Annotated in this window: 11 protein-coding genes and 2 pseudogenes; 7 read left to right on the top strand and 6 right to left on the bottom strand. The window is 52.8% G+C overall.

Features of this window, described 5'->3' with window-relative positions:
- Window positions 1-185, top strand: a pseudogene (locus tag AB9F26_RS21455) (IS110 family transposase); the annotation flags it as partial.
- 264 nt (window positions 186-449) lie between these two features.
- Here the strand turns inward: AB9F26_RS21455 and AB9F26_RS21450 are convergent.
- The 4 genes from AB9F26_RS21450 to AB9F26_RS21435 all read right to left on the bottom strand — a co-directional run bounded on the left by AB9F26_RS21450 (window position 450) and on the right by AB9F26_RS21435 (window position 5,815).
- Window positions 450-1,319 (bottom strand): hypothetical protein, encoded by an 870-nt coding sequence (locus tag AB9F26_RS21450; RefSeq protein ID WP_369769049.1) that lies wholly within the window; start codon window positions 1,317-1,319, stop codon window positions 450-452.
- Between the two features lie 485 nt (window positions 1,320-1,804).
- Window positions 1,805-3,760 (bottom strand): ABC transporter permease, encoded by a 1,956-nt coding sequence (locus AB9F26_RS21445; protein WP_369769048.1) that lies wholly within the window; start codon window positions 3,758-3,760, stop codon window positions 1,805-1,807.
- A gap of 11 nt (window positions 3,761-3,771) precedes the next feature.
- The gene (locus AB9F26_RS21440; protein ID WP_369769047.1) at window positions 3,772-4,791 is read right to left on the bottom strand and encodes a glycine betaine/L-proline ABC transporter ATP-binding protein; all 1,020 of its coding nucleotides are present in this window, start codon (window positions 4,789-4,791) and stop codon (window positions 3,772-3,774) included.
- Between the two features lie 73 nt (window positions 4,792-4,864).
- Window positions 4,865-5,815, bottom strand: a complete 951-nt coding sequence (locus tag AB9F26_RS21435) for an ABC transporter substrate-binding protein (protein ID WP_369769050.1) — start codon at window positions 5,813-5,815, stop codon at window positions 4,865-4,867.
- A gap of 773 nt (window positions 5,816-6,588) precedes the next feature.
- Between AB9F26_RS21435 and AB9F26_RS21430 the strand changes: the two genes are divergently transcribed.
- Together AB9F26_RS21430 and AB9F26_RS21425 are read left to right on the top strand one after the other, a co-directional pair.
- Window positions 6,589-7,578: a hypothetical protein gene (locus AB9F26_RS21430; protein ID WP_369769046.1), complete on the top strand. Its 990-nt coding sequence runs from the start codon at window positions 6,589-6,591 to the stop codon at window positions 7,576-7,578.
- Window positions 7,579-7,642: 64 nt separating this feature from the next.
- A pseudogene (locus tag AB9F26_RS21425) lies at window positions 7,643-7,954 on the top strand (transposase); the annotation flags it as partial.
- 149 nt (window positions 7,955-8,103) lie between these two features.
- On the opposite strand, the gene AB9F26_RS21420 reads toward AB9F26_RS21425, so the two are convergent.
- On the bottom strand, window positions 8,104-8,991 hold the full coding sequence (locus AB9F26_RS21420; protein ID WP_369769045.1) for an NAD(P)-dependent oxidoreductase: 888 nt from the start codon (window positions 8,989-8,991) through the stop codon (window positions 8,104-8,106).
- A gap of 329 nt (window positions 8,992-9,320) precedes the next feature.
- Here AB9F26_RS21420 and AB9F26_RS21415 point away from each other — a divergent pair, with 329 nt between their 5' ends.
- From AB9F26_RS21415 to AB9F26_RS21405, 3 genes are all read left to right on the top strand, one after another.
- Entirely contained in the window at window positions 9,321-10,280 is a 960-nt protein-coding gene (locus AB9F26_RS21415; RefSeq protein ID WP_369769044.1) for a TAXI family TRAP transporter solute-binding subunit, read from the top strand.
- Window positions 10,281-10,341: 61 nt separating this feature from the next.
- Window positions 10,342-12,126 carry a TRAP transporter permease gene (locus tag AB9F26_RS21410; protein ID WP_369756540.1) on the top strand — a complete coding sequence of 595 codons (1,785 nt, stop codon included), beginning with the start codon at window positions 10,342-10,344 and terminating at the stop codon, window positions 12,124-12,126.
- Between the two features lie 165 nt (window positions 12,127-12,291).
- Window positions 12,292-13,137, top strand: a complete 846-nt coding sequence (locus AB9F26_RS21405; RefSeq protein ID WP_369769043.1) for an urea carboxylase-associated family protein — start codon at window positions 12,292-12,294, stop codon at window positions 13,135-13,137.
- 56 nt (window positions 13,138-13,193) lie between these two features.
- Here AB9F26_RS21405 and AB9F26_RS21400 read toward each other — a convergent pair whose 3' ends face one another.
- Complete coding sequence (locus tag AB9F26_RS21400; protein WP_369769042.1) at window positions 13,194-13,853, bottom strand: rhomboid family intramembrane serine protease; 660 nt, start codon at window positions 13,851-13,853, stop codon at window positions 13,194-13,196.
- Here AB9F26_RS21400 and AB9F26_RS21395 point away from each other — a divergent pair.
- Window positions 13,852-14,187: an SOS response-associated peptidase family protein gene (locus AB9F26_RS21395; RefSeq protein WP_369769041.1), complete on the top strand. Its 336-nt coding sequence runs from the start codon at window positions 13,852-13,854 to the stop codon at window positions 14,185-14,187. The two genes, AB9F26_RS21400 and AB9F26_RS21395, sit on opposite strands and share 2 nt — an antisense overlap.
- Window positions 14,188-14,298: the final 111 nt, after the last annotated feature.

The raw sequence follows: 14,298 nt of genomic DNA, 5'->3' as shown, positions 1-14,298 counted from the left end.
TTGGTGCCACCTCCGTCACACGACGGGCGCCAACCACCGACACCCGAACGGGCGCTTGGGTTCGATCGCTCCTGGAGCGCAAGCCGACTCGGGTCGTCACCGTGGCTATCGCCAACAAGACCGCCCGAACAGCGTGGGCGCTCATGGTGAAAGGAGAGTCATACAAGGCCACACCGGCTATCTGAACGAAGGAGGGACAAAGCGGCACCCGACATCGCCGCGATGAGATGCAAGGGCAGAAGTGAGTGATGATGATCGAAAGGGACCGCCGCCGGGACACCCCGAGGTGCTGTCTGGGCTTTAAAGCTCGTTCGTCTGATTGGGACTCGGTACGCGGACTTCATCCGTTGTCTGGCAGGCGATGCTGGCATCGCTGAGAGGAAAGGCCAGCGGTCACATACACCGCGTCAACAGGCCGGACACATGACCGCAACCTGCAACGATCAAAATCAGCTCAAATCAATCCTTGCAAAACAGGGGCCGTCAACACATGCATCTAGCAAGTCTGGATCATCAGGGGCCGTGTCATCACGTGATACAAGTCCCGAAGCGAGATAGATAATAGCTGGCACAAATCTCTTGTAGCTCGCTGAGGCACTTGGCAGGCGTTGGCTATTTTCGCTACGGCCATCAAATGCGAAGCGGAGCAATATTGTGAGCCACTTGCGCTTTTCCTGTGCCGAGAGGCTATCAAGGACTTCGATCAGATATTGGGACGTGGCCGAGGAATAGTTGGATCTTTCCCTTTGGATTCTTGCGAGAAGGCAAATGCAGTCAAGCAGTGTCGCTTCCTCAAAACAGTATTGAAGCGCCTTTAATTGAAACATGTTCCAGCTAGGTGCAGCGTCTGTGTCGTTGGTATCAGGGCAATTCGCGGTGAGAGCAGCGGCCAAAACGCTCGCCCTGTGGGCCGTATCTCTGATCTCGAATAGAGCTGAGCACGCCTCACTTTTGGTGCGATATCCAACATCCGGATTGATGATGTAGCTGGCTAGTTTGGCTGCTAGGGGTTTCATGCCGCCAAAACGTGCGACCTCAATCAAAAAATCAGTCAGTTCAGGAGAGCTCGACTTGTCGAGAAGTCCTCCAACAACTGCCGAAAGACCGGTATGTGTAAACCGCTTGATATCATCGTGGTGGAACCACTCTCCTCTAAATCTGAGGGCGTCATAGAGTTTAGCTTGGTTACGAAGCAGCAATTCCTTGTCGCCCAAAGAGAGTGCTTTTGGATCTCCCGTTTCAATGAGCAAGGCCGGACGGATTTTGGCAACGATCTCTTTATCCCTAACGTTGAAGGCCGATAGCCGAGTCTTACCCATTTCAGCAACTTCCGACACAATCTTCGGTCCACTGGGGGACTAATTGGGGGATATGAATCTCTAACTTGAGATAATCTTTTAAAATCAGCAATTTAGAGATTCTTAAAAGCGGAGAAACAGGGATTCGAAGCCTGGGAACCCGTTAAGGTTCAAGGGTTTCGAGACCGTTTCTTATGGAATGCTTGGTAACTAAAAATCAATAAAATGGGGAGTATAATCGGTCTGCGAAAGGCGCAATCGGCATGGTTGGAGGGGAGAGGTGTTATAGTAAGTTGTCATAGTTGAGGGCTGCATTACGCTGGAATATGCCTCGTCCAATAAAAGGAGTGTCTCAGAGAGTTCGAGGTCCGAAACGCCCCTTTAGAGAAGCCGACATTCGTAAGCTATTTTCATTCCGCATCACCGTATTCTGGTGCGTTAACGGTAGTTAGTCGATTGTGAAAGCAAGGGCCTCAATCCGATAAATGATGATAGCGCGTAAGCCTCTATGGGAGGCCCAGCGCTTGTTTCTTATCCGTCGCCCATTTCATGATAACCACATCAAAAGTAAGCGCCATAAGCGATACACAGATACCAAGGACAAAGTTCTTTCCAAGGTCCGTTCCCGCCAGAGTGCGTTGTAATTCTTGTCCCAAATCTTGGGTGCCAATGAAGGCCGCGATGATGACCATAAAGAAGGCGAACATGATCGCTTGGTTAAACCCAACAGCCATAGTTGGCAGAGCCAAAGGCAATTGGACATTTACCAACTTCTGCATGCGGGTTGCACCGGCCATGTCGGCCGCCTCGGTCATTTCGGGCGGCACGGTGCGCAGCCCTTCGATCGTATAGCGGGTCAGCGGAACCATTGCGAAGATCAAGATCGAGCCTACAACTGCAGTGGCTGTAATCCCAAATAACATGATCGCGGGGATCAGGTAGATGAAGCTCGGGAATGTTTGCGCCGTATCGCAGGCGATCAGTATACGGCGCGACCATTTTTCTGACTTCGATGCCCAAATCCCAAGCGGGATGCCGATAAACATCGCTATCGAAACGGCGGCCAACACCGAATATAAAGTGATTATGGACCGATCCCACCAGCCTGAAAGGGCAATCAGACTAAAGAAAATTGCGGCGATGATGCCCTGACGGCGCCCGCCCAACCAGATTGCGAACGCCACGACAATCATGATCATCGCAGGTGTCGGGATCGACAACATGAAGTCGCGAAATGGGTTCAAAACCCACACATTCAAGACATAACGAATGCCGTAGGTGACGTTTTGTACGCCATCGAAAGCGAGGAACCCTTTGATGAGGCTATCCAATTCTTTACCTTGGCTAAAGTCTTGTCCTCGCTCTAAGGCACCTGCAATGGGCACAGCCTTTGAGAGTAGGGTAAAGCCAACAAAGATGCACAATGCCGATACAAGCGTCTTATGACGGCTGAGCCATGACGCTCCCTTTTCGAAATGCACGGGCTGTTTGATGGCCCATGCTTTGGACATGCGATCTAGGGTCACGGCAAGCAGTACGATTGTGATGCCAATCTCAAACGACCGTCCCAGCTTAAAACTACCCATCATCGCCAGTAGTTTTGCACCAAGGCCTGGCATTCCGATGAAGGCCGTCAAAACGACCATCGCCAGACACAGCATTATGACTTGATTGACGCCAACCAAAATATCGCCCCGAGCAGACGGGATATAAACGTGCCGCAGCATTTGAAATCTGGAGCAGCCCGCCATTTTTCCTGCTTCGACAACTTCAAGAGATACCTTTTGCAGTCCCAGCGTCGTCATCAGGATCATTGGCGGAATGGCATAAACGATGGTGGCCACGGCTCCCGCTGTTGGCCCGACCTTAAAGAAGATTACGGCAGGCAACAGGTAGGTGAAAAACGGTAGCGTTTGGAGGACGGATAATACCGGTTTTACGGCCTTATTTACCCATTCATACTTCCAAGCGGCAATGCCGAATGACAGGCCGATGGAAAAAGCCAACGGTGCAGCGACGACCAGAACCGACATGGTCTCCATCGCAATTTTCCATTGGCCAATCAACGCAGTCCAAACGAATGTGCCACCGGCCAGCAAAGCTAAACGCCAACCCCCAAGGTAATAGCCGATCACTGCGGCAACACCCGCAACCGCGCTCCAAGGCATGGGGCCTAAGTTGGGCCAGCGGCGTTTGCCATAGAAAATATTACCCGTGGTATCGAGGACATTCTCTAAGCCCCCCGTTAGGAAGCGTGTAAGCTTGAGCAGCCCAAGATCGTCTTTAACAAAGTTGAAAACCACGTCGAGCCATGCCGCAAATGGCGGGATCATTGTTTCGGGAACGCGGTACAGCCATGCAGGCAAAAGAGCTGCATATTGCAAGGCCGTCAGTATCAATGCAACGGCAAGAAACAGTATTGCGGCACGGTTGCAAGTCATTGATTTAGAAGTCACCTTCATTAAGGCATCCATCACTGATCCCCCAATAAAACGTCCAGTGCTTCAGCGCGGGACAGGGCACCAATCGGTTTTCCGGCGCGGGTGACAGGAATAAAATCGCGGGTGTCATCGACCAACATACGGGCCATTTTGCGAACTGTTTGGGACGCATCCACAGGATCACCGATGCCAGTTTGACCGACTTCGGCCAACCCACCAGCGCGAACCACGCGCGCCTTGTCGACGTCTTCGGTAAATTTTCGCACATACTCAGTGGCAGGCTTTAGAACGATTTTATCGGGTGTGTCACATTGCTCGATCGCGCCATCCTTCATGATGGCGATACGGTCGGCAAGGCGCAGGGCCTCGTCAAAATCATGGGTGATAAACACGATGGTTTTGTTGAGTAATTGTTGCAGGCGTAGGAATTCGTCCTGCATTTCTTTGCGGATCAGGGGATCAAGCGCAGAGAATGGCTCGTCCAAAAACCAGATATCGGGCTCAATCGCCAAGGACCGAGCGATGCCAACGCGCTGCTGCTGTCCGCCAGATAACTCGCGCGGGAAGAAATCCTCGCGGCCCTCTAAGCCTACGAGTTTGATCACCTCTAACGCGCGTTCGCGTCGGGTGTGTTTGTCTTGGCCACGCATTTCAAGCGGGAAGGCAACATTGTCGAGTACGGAACGGTGCGGCAGCAAGCCAAAAGATTGAAACACCATTCCCATCTTTGAGCGGCGCAGATCAATGAGGTCTTTCTCGGCCAGGGACATGATGTCCTGTCCATCAATCTCGATCGTGCCGCTTGTAATCTCATGCAGGCGAGAAAAACAGCGAACCAGCGTGGATTTTCCAGACCCCGAAAGGCCCATGATTACCAGCATCTCGCCCTTGTTAACATCAAGCGATACGTCTTTGACACCCGCGATGTAACCGTCTTCACGCATGTCATCGAAGGTCATATCGGGAGGCAGTTTGGCAAGGTATCCTTCGGGGTCGGTCCCAAAAACTTTCCAAATATTTTTGCACGATATGACGGGGCGTTCAGACGACATGATATTCCTCAGATATAGAAAGACCCCGCCCAGTACTTGACCGGACGAGGGAAAATTACTCAAACGAAGGGGGTTATTTAACCCAAGAAGCCCAGACATCGGGGTTTGCTTCCAGCCATACTTCGGCTGCTTCTTCTGGCTCCAGCTCATCGATGTCGACGAGTTTTGCCATTTCAGCAATTTGTGGGTTGGTGAAAGAGACAGCCTCCAGTGTCGCATAAGCGGCTGGCCACTTGTCTTCCATCCCGTCCCATGCCGCTTTCTTTAGGTAACCCGTGGCTGGGTTGCCGCAATCGAAGAGCGCGTCAGGGTTTGGACCCACGGATGGGGCCGTGTCACAGCCTTCTTCCCAAGCTGGAAACTCAACAAATTCACCAGGCCAAACGGCCTCAGCAAAGTTTGGTGTCCAGTTAAAAACAACGATTGGTTTTTTGTCGGCTTCAGCAGCACCGATTTCGGCCCACAATGCCGCGGCGGAACCTGCGTTCACGACAACAAAGTTCATATCCAGTGATGCAACGCGTTCTTGACCATGCTTGAGCCAGTCAACGGGCCCATCAAGATAACGCCCTTTGTCACCAGTTTCTGGTGTGGCGAACAAGGCTGCACATTCGTTCAGTGCTTCCCATGAAGGCAGACCTGGGCATGCGTCTTTGGTCCACATTGGGTACCACCAGTCTTCGCGTGTCACAGCATTATGGTCGCCTACGTCAACGATGCCGCCTTTTTCCATGGCTGCACGGAAGGAAGCGCCAAACGCACCCTCCCAGACTTCGAGTTCCATTGTGACATCCCCAAGGCGCACAGATTCATAAACTGCTTGGCTGTCTGTTGTGACGTACTCAACATGGGCGCCTTGAGTTTCGAGGATTTGACCAACAACGTTGGACATTACGATTTGGCTGGACCAGTTGTGAATTGGAATGACGATTGGATCGCTGCTGTCGGCGTGGGAGTCAGCAAATGCTGACAGGGGCGCAAGTGCTAAAACACCTGCGGTTAACGCTGTAGTCATCGTTTTCATTGTCATTTACTCTCTACTCTGTTTTCAGAGCGTTTTCAGGTTCCCAATGAGGGGCCCGAATTGGTTTGTTTCGGCTTGGCGCTTGGATGCAAACGCACGCATTTTCGCCGCCTTTTCGTTAGAAAAGGCGATGTAAAGCGCAACAAAAAGATGCCAAAAGCATCTTTTCATGTGCCGTCAGTCGATGTCAGTCGTTAATGTGGTTCCACGGTCACTTTGGGACGCGTAAACACCAGCTTGCATTTTTACGATTTTGAGGCGGATGGGCGCTCAATAGAACTCGGTAACTTATCAAAAAAGCTGACAAATTTATGCAACCGACTGAACACACTACATGTATCATTAGAGCCGTGGCGTAAAGCGTTAGTATGCTAAGCCACCGCGAAGGGCTGCTTTCCGTCCTCCTTGATCGCTTTGGTTCCTTGGCCAATGCTGGTCGCGGCGCTATTGCGACGAAGGACAGATTTGCCACCAAACTGTAAATGTTCGGCGCGTAACAGGGACTTTCAATCGGCGGTGTTTGCGAAGTTAATTCAGCAGTCTTTGGCGTACCTCTCCGAGTCCTGATCATGATCCCGTGCCGTGGGGCCTGCGATTGGCTATCAACCAGCACTGCGTGCATTTGGCTCGGCAACAGCCTGAAGTCGGTGATATTTTCTCGGAGATTGATTGAGGGGAAATTAACTTTGCTAACTTATTGATTTTATTTAAAGATAGGAGCAGTGCGCGCGAATAGACATTCTTATTGGAGACTGTCGAATAAGGACTTTTACATGCGCCACTTTCTATTCGCGGCTTTGGCCTCACTCATTCTTGTTCCCACGGCGCAAGCCGCGGATCTAAGTGCGACTGTACTCACCGCCGGCAAGCCTTTTGTAAATGGTTTTTTCGGACTTTCTGTTGGGATTTCTGGTACCATAGCCATAGCCATAGCCATAGCCATAGCCATAGCCATAGCCATAGCCATAGTCGGGGCGTCCGGAAGCGATCATGGTGCCGCCTACCTATTTGACACGACCACTGGAAAACAGACAGTCAAGCTTACCCCGACCGACTCTGCCAAAGGGGATGGCTTTGGCCTTTCAGTCTTGATCTCTGGTACAACGGCCATTGTTGGGGCCCCTTTAAGCGCTAACGGCGCGGCTTATCTATTTGACGCGACGACTGGCAGGCAGACGGTCAAACTCACTGCGGTCGACCCAAACATTGGCGGTACATTGGGGTTCTTCGGTGGTAGTGTTAAAATTTCTGGGACCACAGCCATCATTATGTCTGGCGACGCCGTATATTTGTTTGATACCGTAGCTGGAAAGCAAACAGCCAAGTTCACTGGTGAAGATACAGCGAAGGCCGATTTATATGGGTCGTCTGTCTCTATTTCTGGCACCAACGCTGTCGTAGGCGGCGTGGAGAAAAAACACGGCGTAGCCTATTTGTACGACACGATCACGGGAAAACAGGTGGCCAAATTTACGGCTAAGACGTCCTCAGTTCCGGACTCACTCTCGTCCAAGGTTACAATCTCTGGAACCACGGTCGCCATTTCAACCTTTGGCCCGACAACACAAAATGGCGCGGTCTATCTTTTCGACACCCTATCAGGCGAGCAGGTTGGAACGTTTTCAAACATCGATGATCAGAAGGACGGAGCTTATGGCGGTTCCGTCGCGATGTCTGGCAGCGCCGTCCTCATTGGAGCCAAAAATAGCAATACGAACAGCCTCGTAAAAAGCGGCGCGGCTTATCTCTATCATAGACAATAAGTGGACCTGTCACGGTTTGATGCCGCCCCTTTGATAGCATTTACTGCGCTAAAGGAGACAGACTATGGGACTGAAACGGACGGACGAATTTCGCAAGGATGCGGTGCGTATCGCACTGACCAGCGGACTGATGCGCAAGCAGGTTGCTGAGGATCTGGGTGTTGGGATGTCGACGCTGAACAAGTGGATAAATGCACACCGAGACACCGATGTGGTGTCGAAAGAGGATTTGAGCCTCGCGCAAGAGAATGACAGGCTCCGACGCGAGAACCGCATTCTCAAGAAGGAGAGACATCCTAAAAAAAGCCACCCAGTACTTTGCGGGACTAAAGCAATGAGGTTTAGATTTATCGAAGAAAATATGGGGCGCTTTCCAGTTGGCTTGCGCCCCAAGTTCCCTCCAGATTGCGCGGAGTCCTTGGCGTTAAATCTTTGACCTCACGCGGCCATTTTGCCCATCACCTTTCTCCGCAAGAATTTCATTGGTGTCATGTTTTCTGCGGTTTCTCTGGCGATACCTGTGTGTTAACCTTTGAAACGGCGGGCGTAAAAGTCGACCATCTGGCTGACCATTTCATCGGCTTGGCCGTTATCACGTGCAGTGTTCAATGCCTCTAACGGACCTTTGACCATGATACTGTCAACGCCTGCATCCTCAGTCATTCGGGCATAATAGCCCACGTCTTTTGCGGCATTTTTAATCGTGAATGCCAATTGAGTGGGATCATTATCGACCCCGTAGGATTTTACAAAACCCATCATGCCTGAATGCAATGGGCCGGCGGACATCACATCGTATAGCTGGGCGCGATCTACGCCAGCGACATCTGCCATAGCAAAGGCTTCGGACATTGCATTGGCAACGGTCATTCCAAAGAAGTTGTTGATCAGTTTGATCGTATGGCCAGAGCCCACAGCGCCGAGATGGAAGACATTTTCGCCCAAATCCTTAAGAACAGGTTCAACCGCATCAAACGCGACTTTGTCGCCCGATGCCATGATATTCAACAGGCCGTCCTTTGCGTGGTTTGGTGTACGTCCCAACGGCGCGTCCAGAAAATGCCCGCCCGCGTTTGCGACTTCTTCCGAGAGGGTGCTACTGCTGGCAGGGAGGGAGGTGCCAAAATCAATGATGGTAGCCCCTTTCCGCAGGCCTGCAATAACGCCTTCTGCGCCGCGCATGCGTCCCTCGACATGATCGGATGTGCCCATGCAAAGCATGACAATATCGCTCGCCTGTGCGACTTCTTTGGCGTTGGAAACTTCAGTTGCGCCACGTGCGATGGCCGCGTCCAAATAGGTGCGGTCGGTATTTCCCAAAATGGTCAGCGCATACCCTTGGTCCTGCAGGCGTCCAACCATTGCGCCGCCCATGAGGCCAAGGCCGATAAATCCAATTGATGGTTTGCTCATATGAGTATCCTTTCAGAAACTTTTTGGTGTGCTCTAAAGTTTACGATGCACGTTAGGAAATTCCGATATCGCAGGTTGCCGTCTGTTTTCCAAGTGGATGTCGATGTTTTGCCTCGATTTGGGGCGTCAGTGCCCAAAACCTTCCAGCGATTGCGCGCCTAAAGGAGGTAGAAAGGTGGTCCCAGTAATTCGACCAGCTTGCAGCCTGATTTAAGTGGATCAGGGTTTCATTTAGGCTGCTACAGGGAATTGCGAATTCCTGATCTTGCAGGTACTCTTCCGAAACGTCACCTTCGGTGAATAACGACCCACTTGGAGCAAAAATTCAGATGAAAAATTTCATGAGATCGGCTGCGGCCGCGATTGCACTGACTACAATTGGCTTGACCACCGCGTCTGCCGAAACCCGTATTACATATAAATCAGCAAAGACCGGTTCGTCGTACTACCAGATGGGCGTTGAGCTGGCGGAAGCCATGAAAAGCGGCACCGATGGCGACATCATCGTGACCATAGAAGAGAGCCAAGGCTCAGTCCAGAACGTGATGGAGGCCCGTGCGCGCGGTGGGGATTATGTGTTTACCACTCCCCCTGCGCTGGTCGGCCTCGCACAAGAAGGCAAGGCCATGTTCGAGGGCAAAGGTGATCCGAAGTTCAGCGAGATTCGCGCTCTCTTTCCGATCCCGTCACTGACTATGCATTTTGTGATGTCCCAAGAAAGTGGTGTCACGGACATCACAGGACTGGCAGGCAAGACAATTTTGCTCGGCAAAGGCTCTTTTGGAGCGACAGAGGGCGAGAAATATCTCGGGTTGTTCGGTATGGCGGATAGCGTCCAGATTGCGGATGTTGAATTGTCGAATGCGGTTGCAGCTCTCAAAAACGGTCAGATCGACGGCTTTGTCACAGCAGGCTCATGGCCCGCGCCCAATGTGATCGAAGCCGCGGCATCGACGCCGGTGACTGTCTTTTCCCTGACACCAGAACAGATCGCGGAGACAAAGCGTACAGCTCTGACTATTCCGGCGGGCACTTACGCGGGGCAGGAGGCGGATATTGAGACAACATCCCTACCAGTCGTGGCCTACACGACCACGGCGATGGATGACGAGACGGCCTATCAACTGACCAAAACGTTCTGGGAAAGCAAGGCTAAGCTGGCTGAAAACTCCCCGTGGTGGAACGGCGTCGATCAAAGCCTGATGCCGACGATCGGGACCACGATCCACCCCGGCGCGCAGCGTTATTATGCTGAAGCAGGTATCACCCTGACCGACGCACAGAAGTAACCACGCTCACAGGCCGGACGAAACCCTCCGGCCTGTCACTCTTCGATAAAAAGGCCACGCTATGCACATGCTTCCCGAAGGACGCCTGAACGCCGCTTTCTGGTTACTGCTTGCAACGGGGCTTGTGGGATATCATCTGGCGCTGATTTTCTCTGGTCTTGTGCCAAATCTGGTCAGTAGGCCGCTCCATATGGCGTTTATTTTGCCGTTTATACTGGTGTTTGGCGCAACCACTCGTAGGCGGCTGATCAGTGGGATTCCTCTTGCGATCCTTGGTGTCTCCGCAGCCCTCTGGGTCGCTGTCAATAGTGACCGTCTGGGGGATCAATACGGGTTTCTTGAGAGTGACTTCCAACTGTTTGTCGCCATCACCTTGCTGGGCATCACGTTGGAAGCGGCGCGCCGAGCAATCGGCTGGCCGCTTCCGGTTGTTGCAGGTCTGGCACTGCTCTACGGGCTTTACGGTCAATACATCCCGGGGCAATTCGGCCATTCCGGCACCCCCACAGCCAGCTTTTTGGGCACACTCACCATCGCTGAAGGGGGTATTTGGGGCGCGCTGACGGGCGTCTCGGTTGGTGTGGTCGCGATTTTCGTTATCTTTGGAGCTGTGTTGAATGCAGGGGAGGCAGGGCAAGGTTTTATGAATGTTGCGGCAGCAGCGGCAGGACGGCTTAAGGGCGGTGCGGCCAAGGTCTCGGTTATCTCTTCGGCGCTGTTCGGGTCTATCTCCGGCTCGGCTTCTGCCAATGTTGCTTCAACCGGTGCCGTCACGTTGCCCGCGATGACCAAACTTGGCTATCCCAAGCGACTGGCGGCCGCGGTCGAGGCCGTCGCATCCTCCGGCGGGCAAATTATGCCGCCTTTGATGGGGGCAGGCGCCTTTGTTATGGTTGAGTTGACGGGCGTGCCCTACACGTCGATCATGGCGGCCGCAGTTCTGCCAGCGTTTCTCTACTTCCTTGCTGTCTGGGTCGGAATCAACGCCTATGCTGGGCGGTTCGATTTGAAGGGCGTAGATCCCGCCGACCGCCCCGCGCGGCGCGATGTGTTTGTCACGTCGTTGTTTTTCCTTGTGCCTTTCTCAGCCCTGCTTTGGGCGATGTTCGTCGCCAAATACACACCGGAATATGCAGCAGCCCTTGCTATCATTACCGGTGCGCTGCTGCTGTTTATCAACGTGGATTTAAAAAGTCGACGAGAGCAGATCGTAGACCGCTTTGTCTCGGCCATCATGAACGCGGCCAAACAAGTGTCGATGATTGCGGCCATAATCTTGTGCGCCTCGATCATTATTGGCGTGCTCTCAATTACGGGGTTAGGCGTTAAGATTACATCGCTAATTCTCGAAGGCTCCGGTGGTCTACTCTGGCCGTCGTTGCTGTTAACGGCGCTTGCTTGCCTGTTGCTTGGGATGGAAGTGCCCACGACGGCAGCCTATGTCATTTGCGTCTCTGTAGCAGGCCCAGCCCTTATTCAGCTGGGGTTGGAGCCATTACAGGCGCATCTGTTCGTGTTCTGGTTCGCGCTGTTGTCCACGATAACGCCGCCTGTGTGCGGGGCCGTGTTTATTGCGGCAGGTATGGTCGAGGAAAACTGGTTGAAGGTCGCACTTACCGCGATGGCGCTGGGAGTGGGGCTCTATATTATCCCGCTCGGCATGATTGCCAATCCCGATATCCTGCGGCTCGCGCAAGACCCTGTCGGTGCTCTCTTCGCGATGCTGAGGATCGCTGCTGGCCTGATGCTCGTCTCTCATGGGCTAATCGGGGCGCGTAAGGTTTTGTCTACTGTTCTGCTGGTAGGCGCAGGATTGGGGATCGTATTTTCAGCAGCCATAATCTGACAACCATGGACTTGCCCTGATTTGATATTGTCAGTCTGGGGCAGGCGCGTCAGAGTGCCGGAGCGATCACGCACAGCAGTTCGAACGAATATTTTGCTTTGTCTGCGGTTCGGATGTTTTTTGATGTACCAATGACAGCATCGCTTTGTTAGAAAGTTTGCCCAAATGAGACAGCCTCCTCTTGATGCCCAAGCCCGTCGCGACGTGAAACCAGTGATTTGCTATCCAGTTGAAAGCCTGCCGGCGCCGGATATGAAGCAATACAGAGCTGCGCGTGCGGGGATGGAACTAAAGGAGAGGATCGTTGCACCGCCTCGTGACGCGTGTACTTTTAACGTGCCTGCAGGACATTTTTTCCGAATTGTCTGCGAAGGCGGGTCACAGGTAGGAGATCTGAACTTGTGGAATGCGAACGATCTAACGGAGAAGTTTTATTCAGGGAAAACCCGTGCGTTGCATGGGACGCATATTACCACGGGTGAGCGAATGTGGTCGAGTTTTCCATATCTGCGCCCGATGGCAACCGTAACTGATGACACATTAGATTGGTACGGGATCGATGCGTTCGGCGGGTCAGTACACGATGTAATCGGTACGCGATGCGATCCCTATACGGGACGCCTGCTGTCGGACCATGACTATCATCATTGCTGTCACTCGAACCTGACGCGTGCATTGGCCGATCGCAGCGGCTTGCCTCTATCAGAGGCCGAAGGGCATGTGCACGACGTTTTGAACGTCTTTATGTGCACGGGGTTCTCCCGCGATACCGGCCAATATTTCATGAAGGCAAGCCCTGTACGACCGGGAGATTACATCGAGTTTTTCGCAGAGATTGATCTATTGGGGGCTTTGTCGGCCTGTCCTGGTGGTGATTGCTCCTCAGAGCATTCCAGCGACACAGCCGCCAGCTATCCCCTGGTAGTCGAAGTTTATTCTCCCGAGGACGGGGCATTGGGTGATTGGAAAAGCCCCGCATTCAATGCTTATTCGCGCAGCCATGGGCGTTAGGAAAAAAGAAATCATAGCGGACTTATGATGGTCGCCCCGACATAATTGCCGTGCCGTCACCGACGCGCAAACGCCCATGCGGCAGTCCAGCCAACGATCCATCCGCCTAAGTGGGCCTCCCAAGCAAGCGCACCAGAAAGTGCGAAGAAAAGCACCACATTGACGACAATCAAGCCCGCTATACCGCTCATGACTGGTTGTAAGGATGCGCCAAGGTTCCGTCTCCGCCTGTAATCCCATGCTTGCCACAATCCCAGAAGGCCAAAAACGGCTCCGGACGCACCAATCATCGGGCCACTGGCGGATGACAGCAGGCCAAACGCGGCGGCACCGGCAACGGCTGAGAGGGATAAAAGGAGAAGGGTTCTACCTGTGCCAAGGACCGTTGCTATGCCCTTGCCTAAGGCGAGGAGGACCACGCTGTTCATGGCAAAATGTGCGAAGCTGCCGTGTAGTAAGGCATGCGATAGAAACATCAGAGCTTTCTGGCCCGTATAGAGCGGGGCGAGACCCTCCCTAAGCAGCGGTGGCCAAAACGCGCCATACAAAAAGACATTCATGCGCCAACTGTCAAACCCTATCCAGCCTGCATCTGAGAGCGTAAGCGGCAGCTCTATCGCCGCCATCAAGCCGACCAAGGCCCAAAGGAATGCAGGCGCGCCGGGTTCAGTTGGTTGGGGATGCGGGTAGTATTGATCGCGCTTGTTATTTTGCATGAACTCCCAATACACTTTTCACGCTCGCAACGAAAGCAACCTTGGCGAGATTGAACTGAAAGATGTTGTCGATGATATGAATGGAGCCAGTATGTGCGGCCGCATTATTGACCCGAACCTGCGCGGGACGGAGTTTGAACGATCGGAACTCAAGATTAATCCCTTTCCTCGACGCTACAATATCAAGCCAACACAAGAAGTGTATGTGATGCGTGACACATTGCAAATGGCGCGTTGGGGTTTGATACTTTCATGGCACCGTGGCGGCATTAAAGATTGGAAAGCCAATACTATCAATGCGCGGTGGTTTCAACCGGTGGACGCAACACTTTAATCTTTTGGAAGAGATGGAGTGTTGAACATGAAGTATCGTCGCAGAATTTACTATTCGTCTAAGCAGCGCACGGAGATTTGGGATCCCTCTCAGCGATGCAAGCATCGCCTG

The organism is Falsihalocynthiibacter sp. BN13B15 (assembly GCF_041205415.1).
GTDB lineage: Bacteria > Pseudomonadota > Alphaproteobacteria > Rhodobacterales > Rhodobacteraceae > Falsihalocynthiibacter > Falsihalocynthiibacter arcticus.
The sequence above is the reverse complement of the archived record's forward strand: the minus strand, read 5'-3'. Positions and strand labels throughout refer to the sequence as shown.

Coding starts and splice junctions, on each gene's coding strand:
- AB9F26_RS21450 (WP_369769049.1), bottom strand. CDS start 1,319: ATGGGTAAGACTCGGCTATCGGCCTTCAACGTTAGGGATAAAGAGATC.
- AB9F26_RS21445 (WP_369769048.1), bottom strand. CDS start 3,760: ATGAAGGTGACTTCTAAATCAATGACTTGCAACCGTGCCGCAATACTG.
- AB9F26_RS21440 (WP_369769047.1), bottom strand. CDS start 4,791: ATGTCGTCTGAACGCCCCGTCATATCGTGCAAAAATATTTGGAAAGTT.
- AB9F26_RS21435 (WP_369769050.1), bottom strand. CDS start 5,815: ATGAAAACGATGACTACAGCGTTAACCGCAGGTGTTTTAGCACTTGCG.
- AB9F26_RS21430 (WP_369769046.1), top strand. CDS start 6,589: ATGCGCCACTTTCTATTCGCGGCTTTGGCCTCACTCATTCTTGTTCCC.
- AB9F26_RS21420 (WP_369769045.1), bottom strand. CDS start 8,991: ATGAGCAAACCATCAATTGGATTTATCGGCCTTGGCCTCATGGGCGGC.
- AB9F26_RS21415 (WP_369769044.1), top strand. CDS start 9,321: ATGAAAAATTTCATGAGATCGGCTGCGGCCGCGATTGCACTGACTACA.
- AB9F26_RS21410 (WP_369756540.1), top strand. CDS start 10,342: ATGCACATGCTTCCCGAAGGACGCCTGAACGCCGCTTTCTGGTTACTG.
- AB9F26_RS21405 (WP_369769043.1), top strand. CDS start 12,292: ATGAGACAGCCTCCTCTTGATGCCCAAGCCCGTCGCGACGTGAAACCA.
- AB9F26_RS21395 (WP_369769041.1), top strand. CDS start 13,852: ATGAACTCCCAATACACTTTTCACGCTCGCAACGAAAGCAACCTTGGC.
- AB9F26_RS21400 (WP_369769042.1), bottom strand. CDS start 13,853: ATGCAAAATAACAAGCGCGATCAATACTACCCGCATCCCCAACCAACT.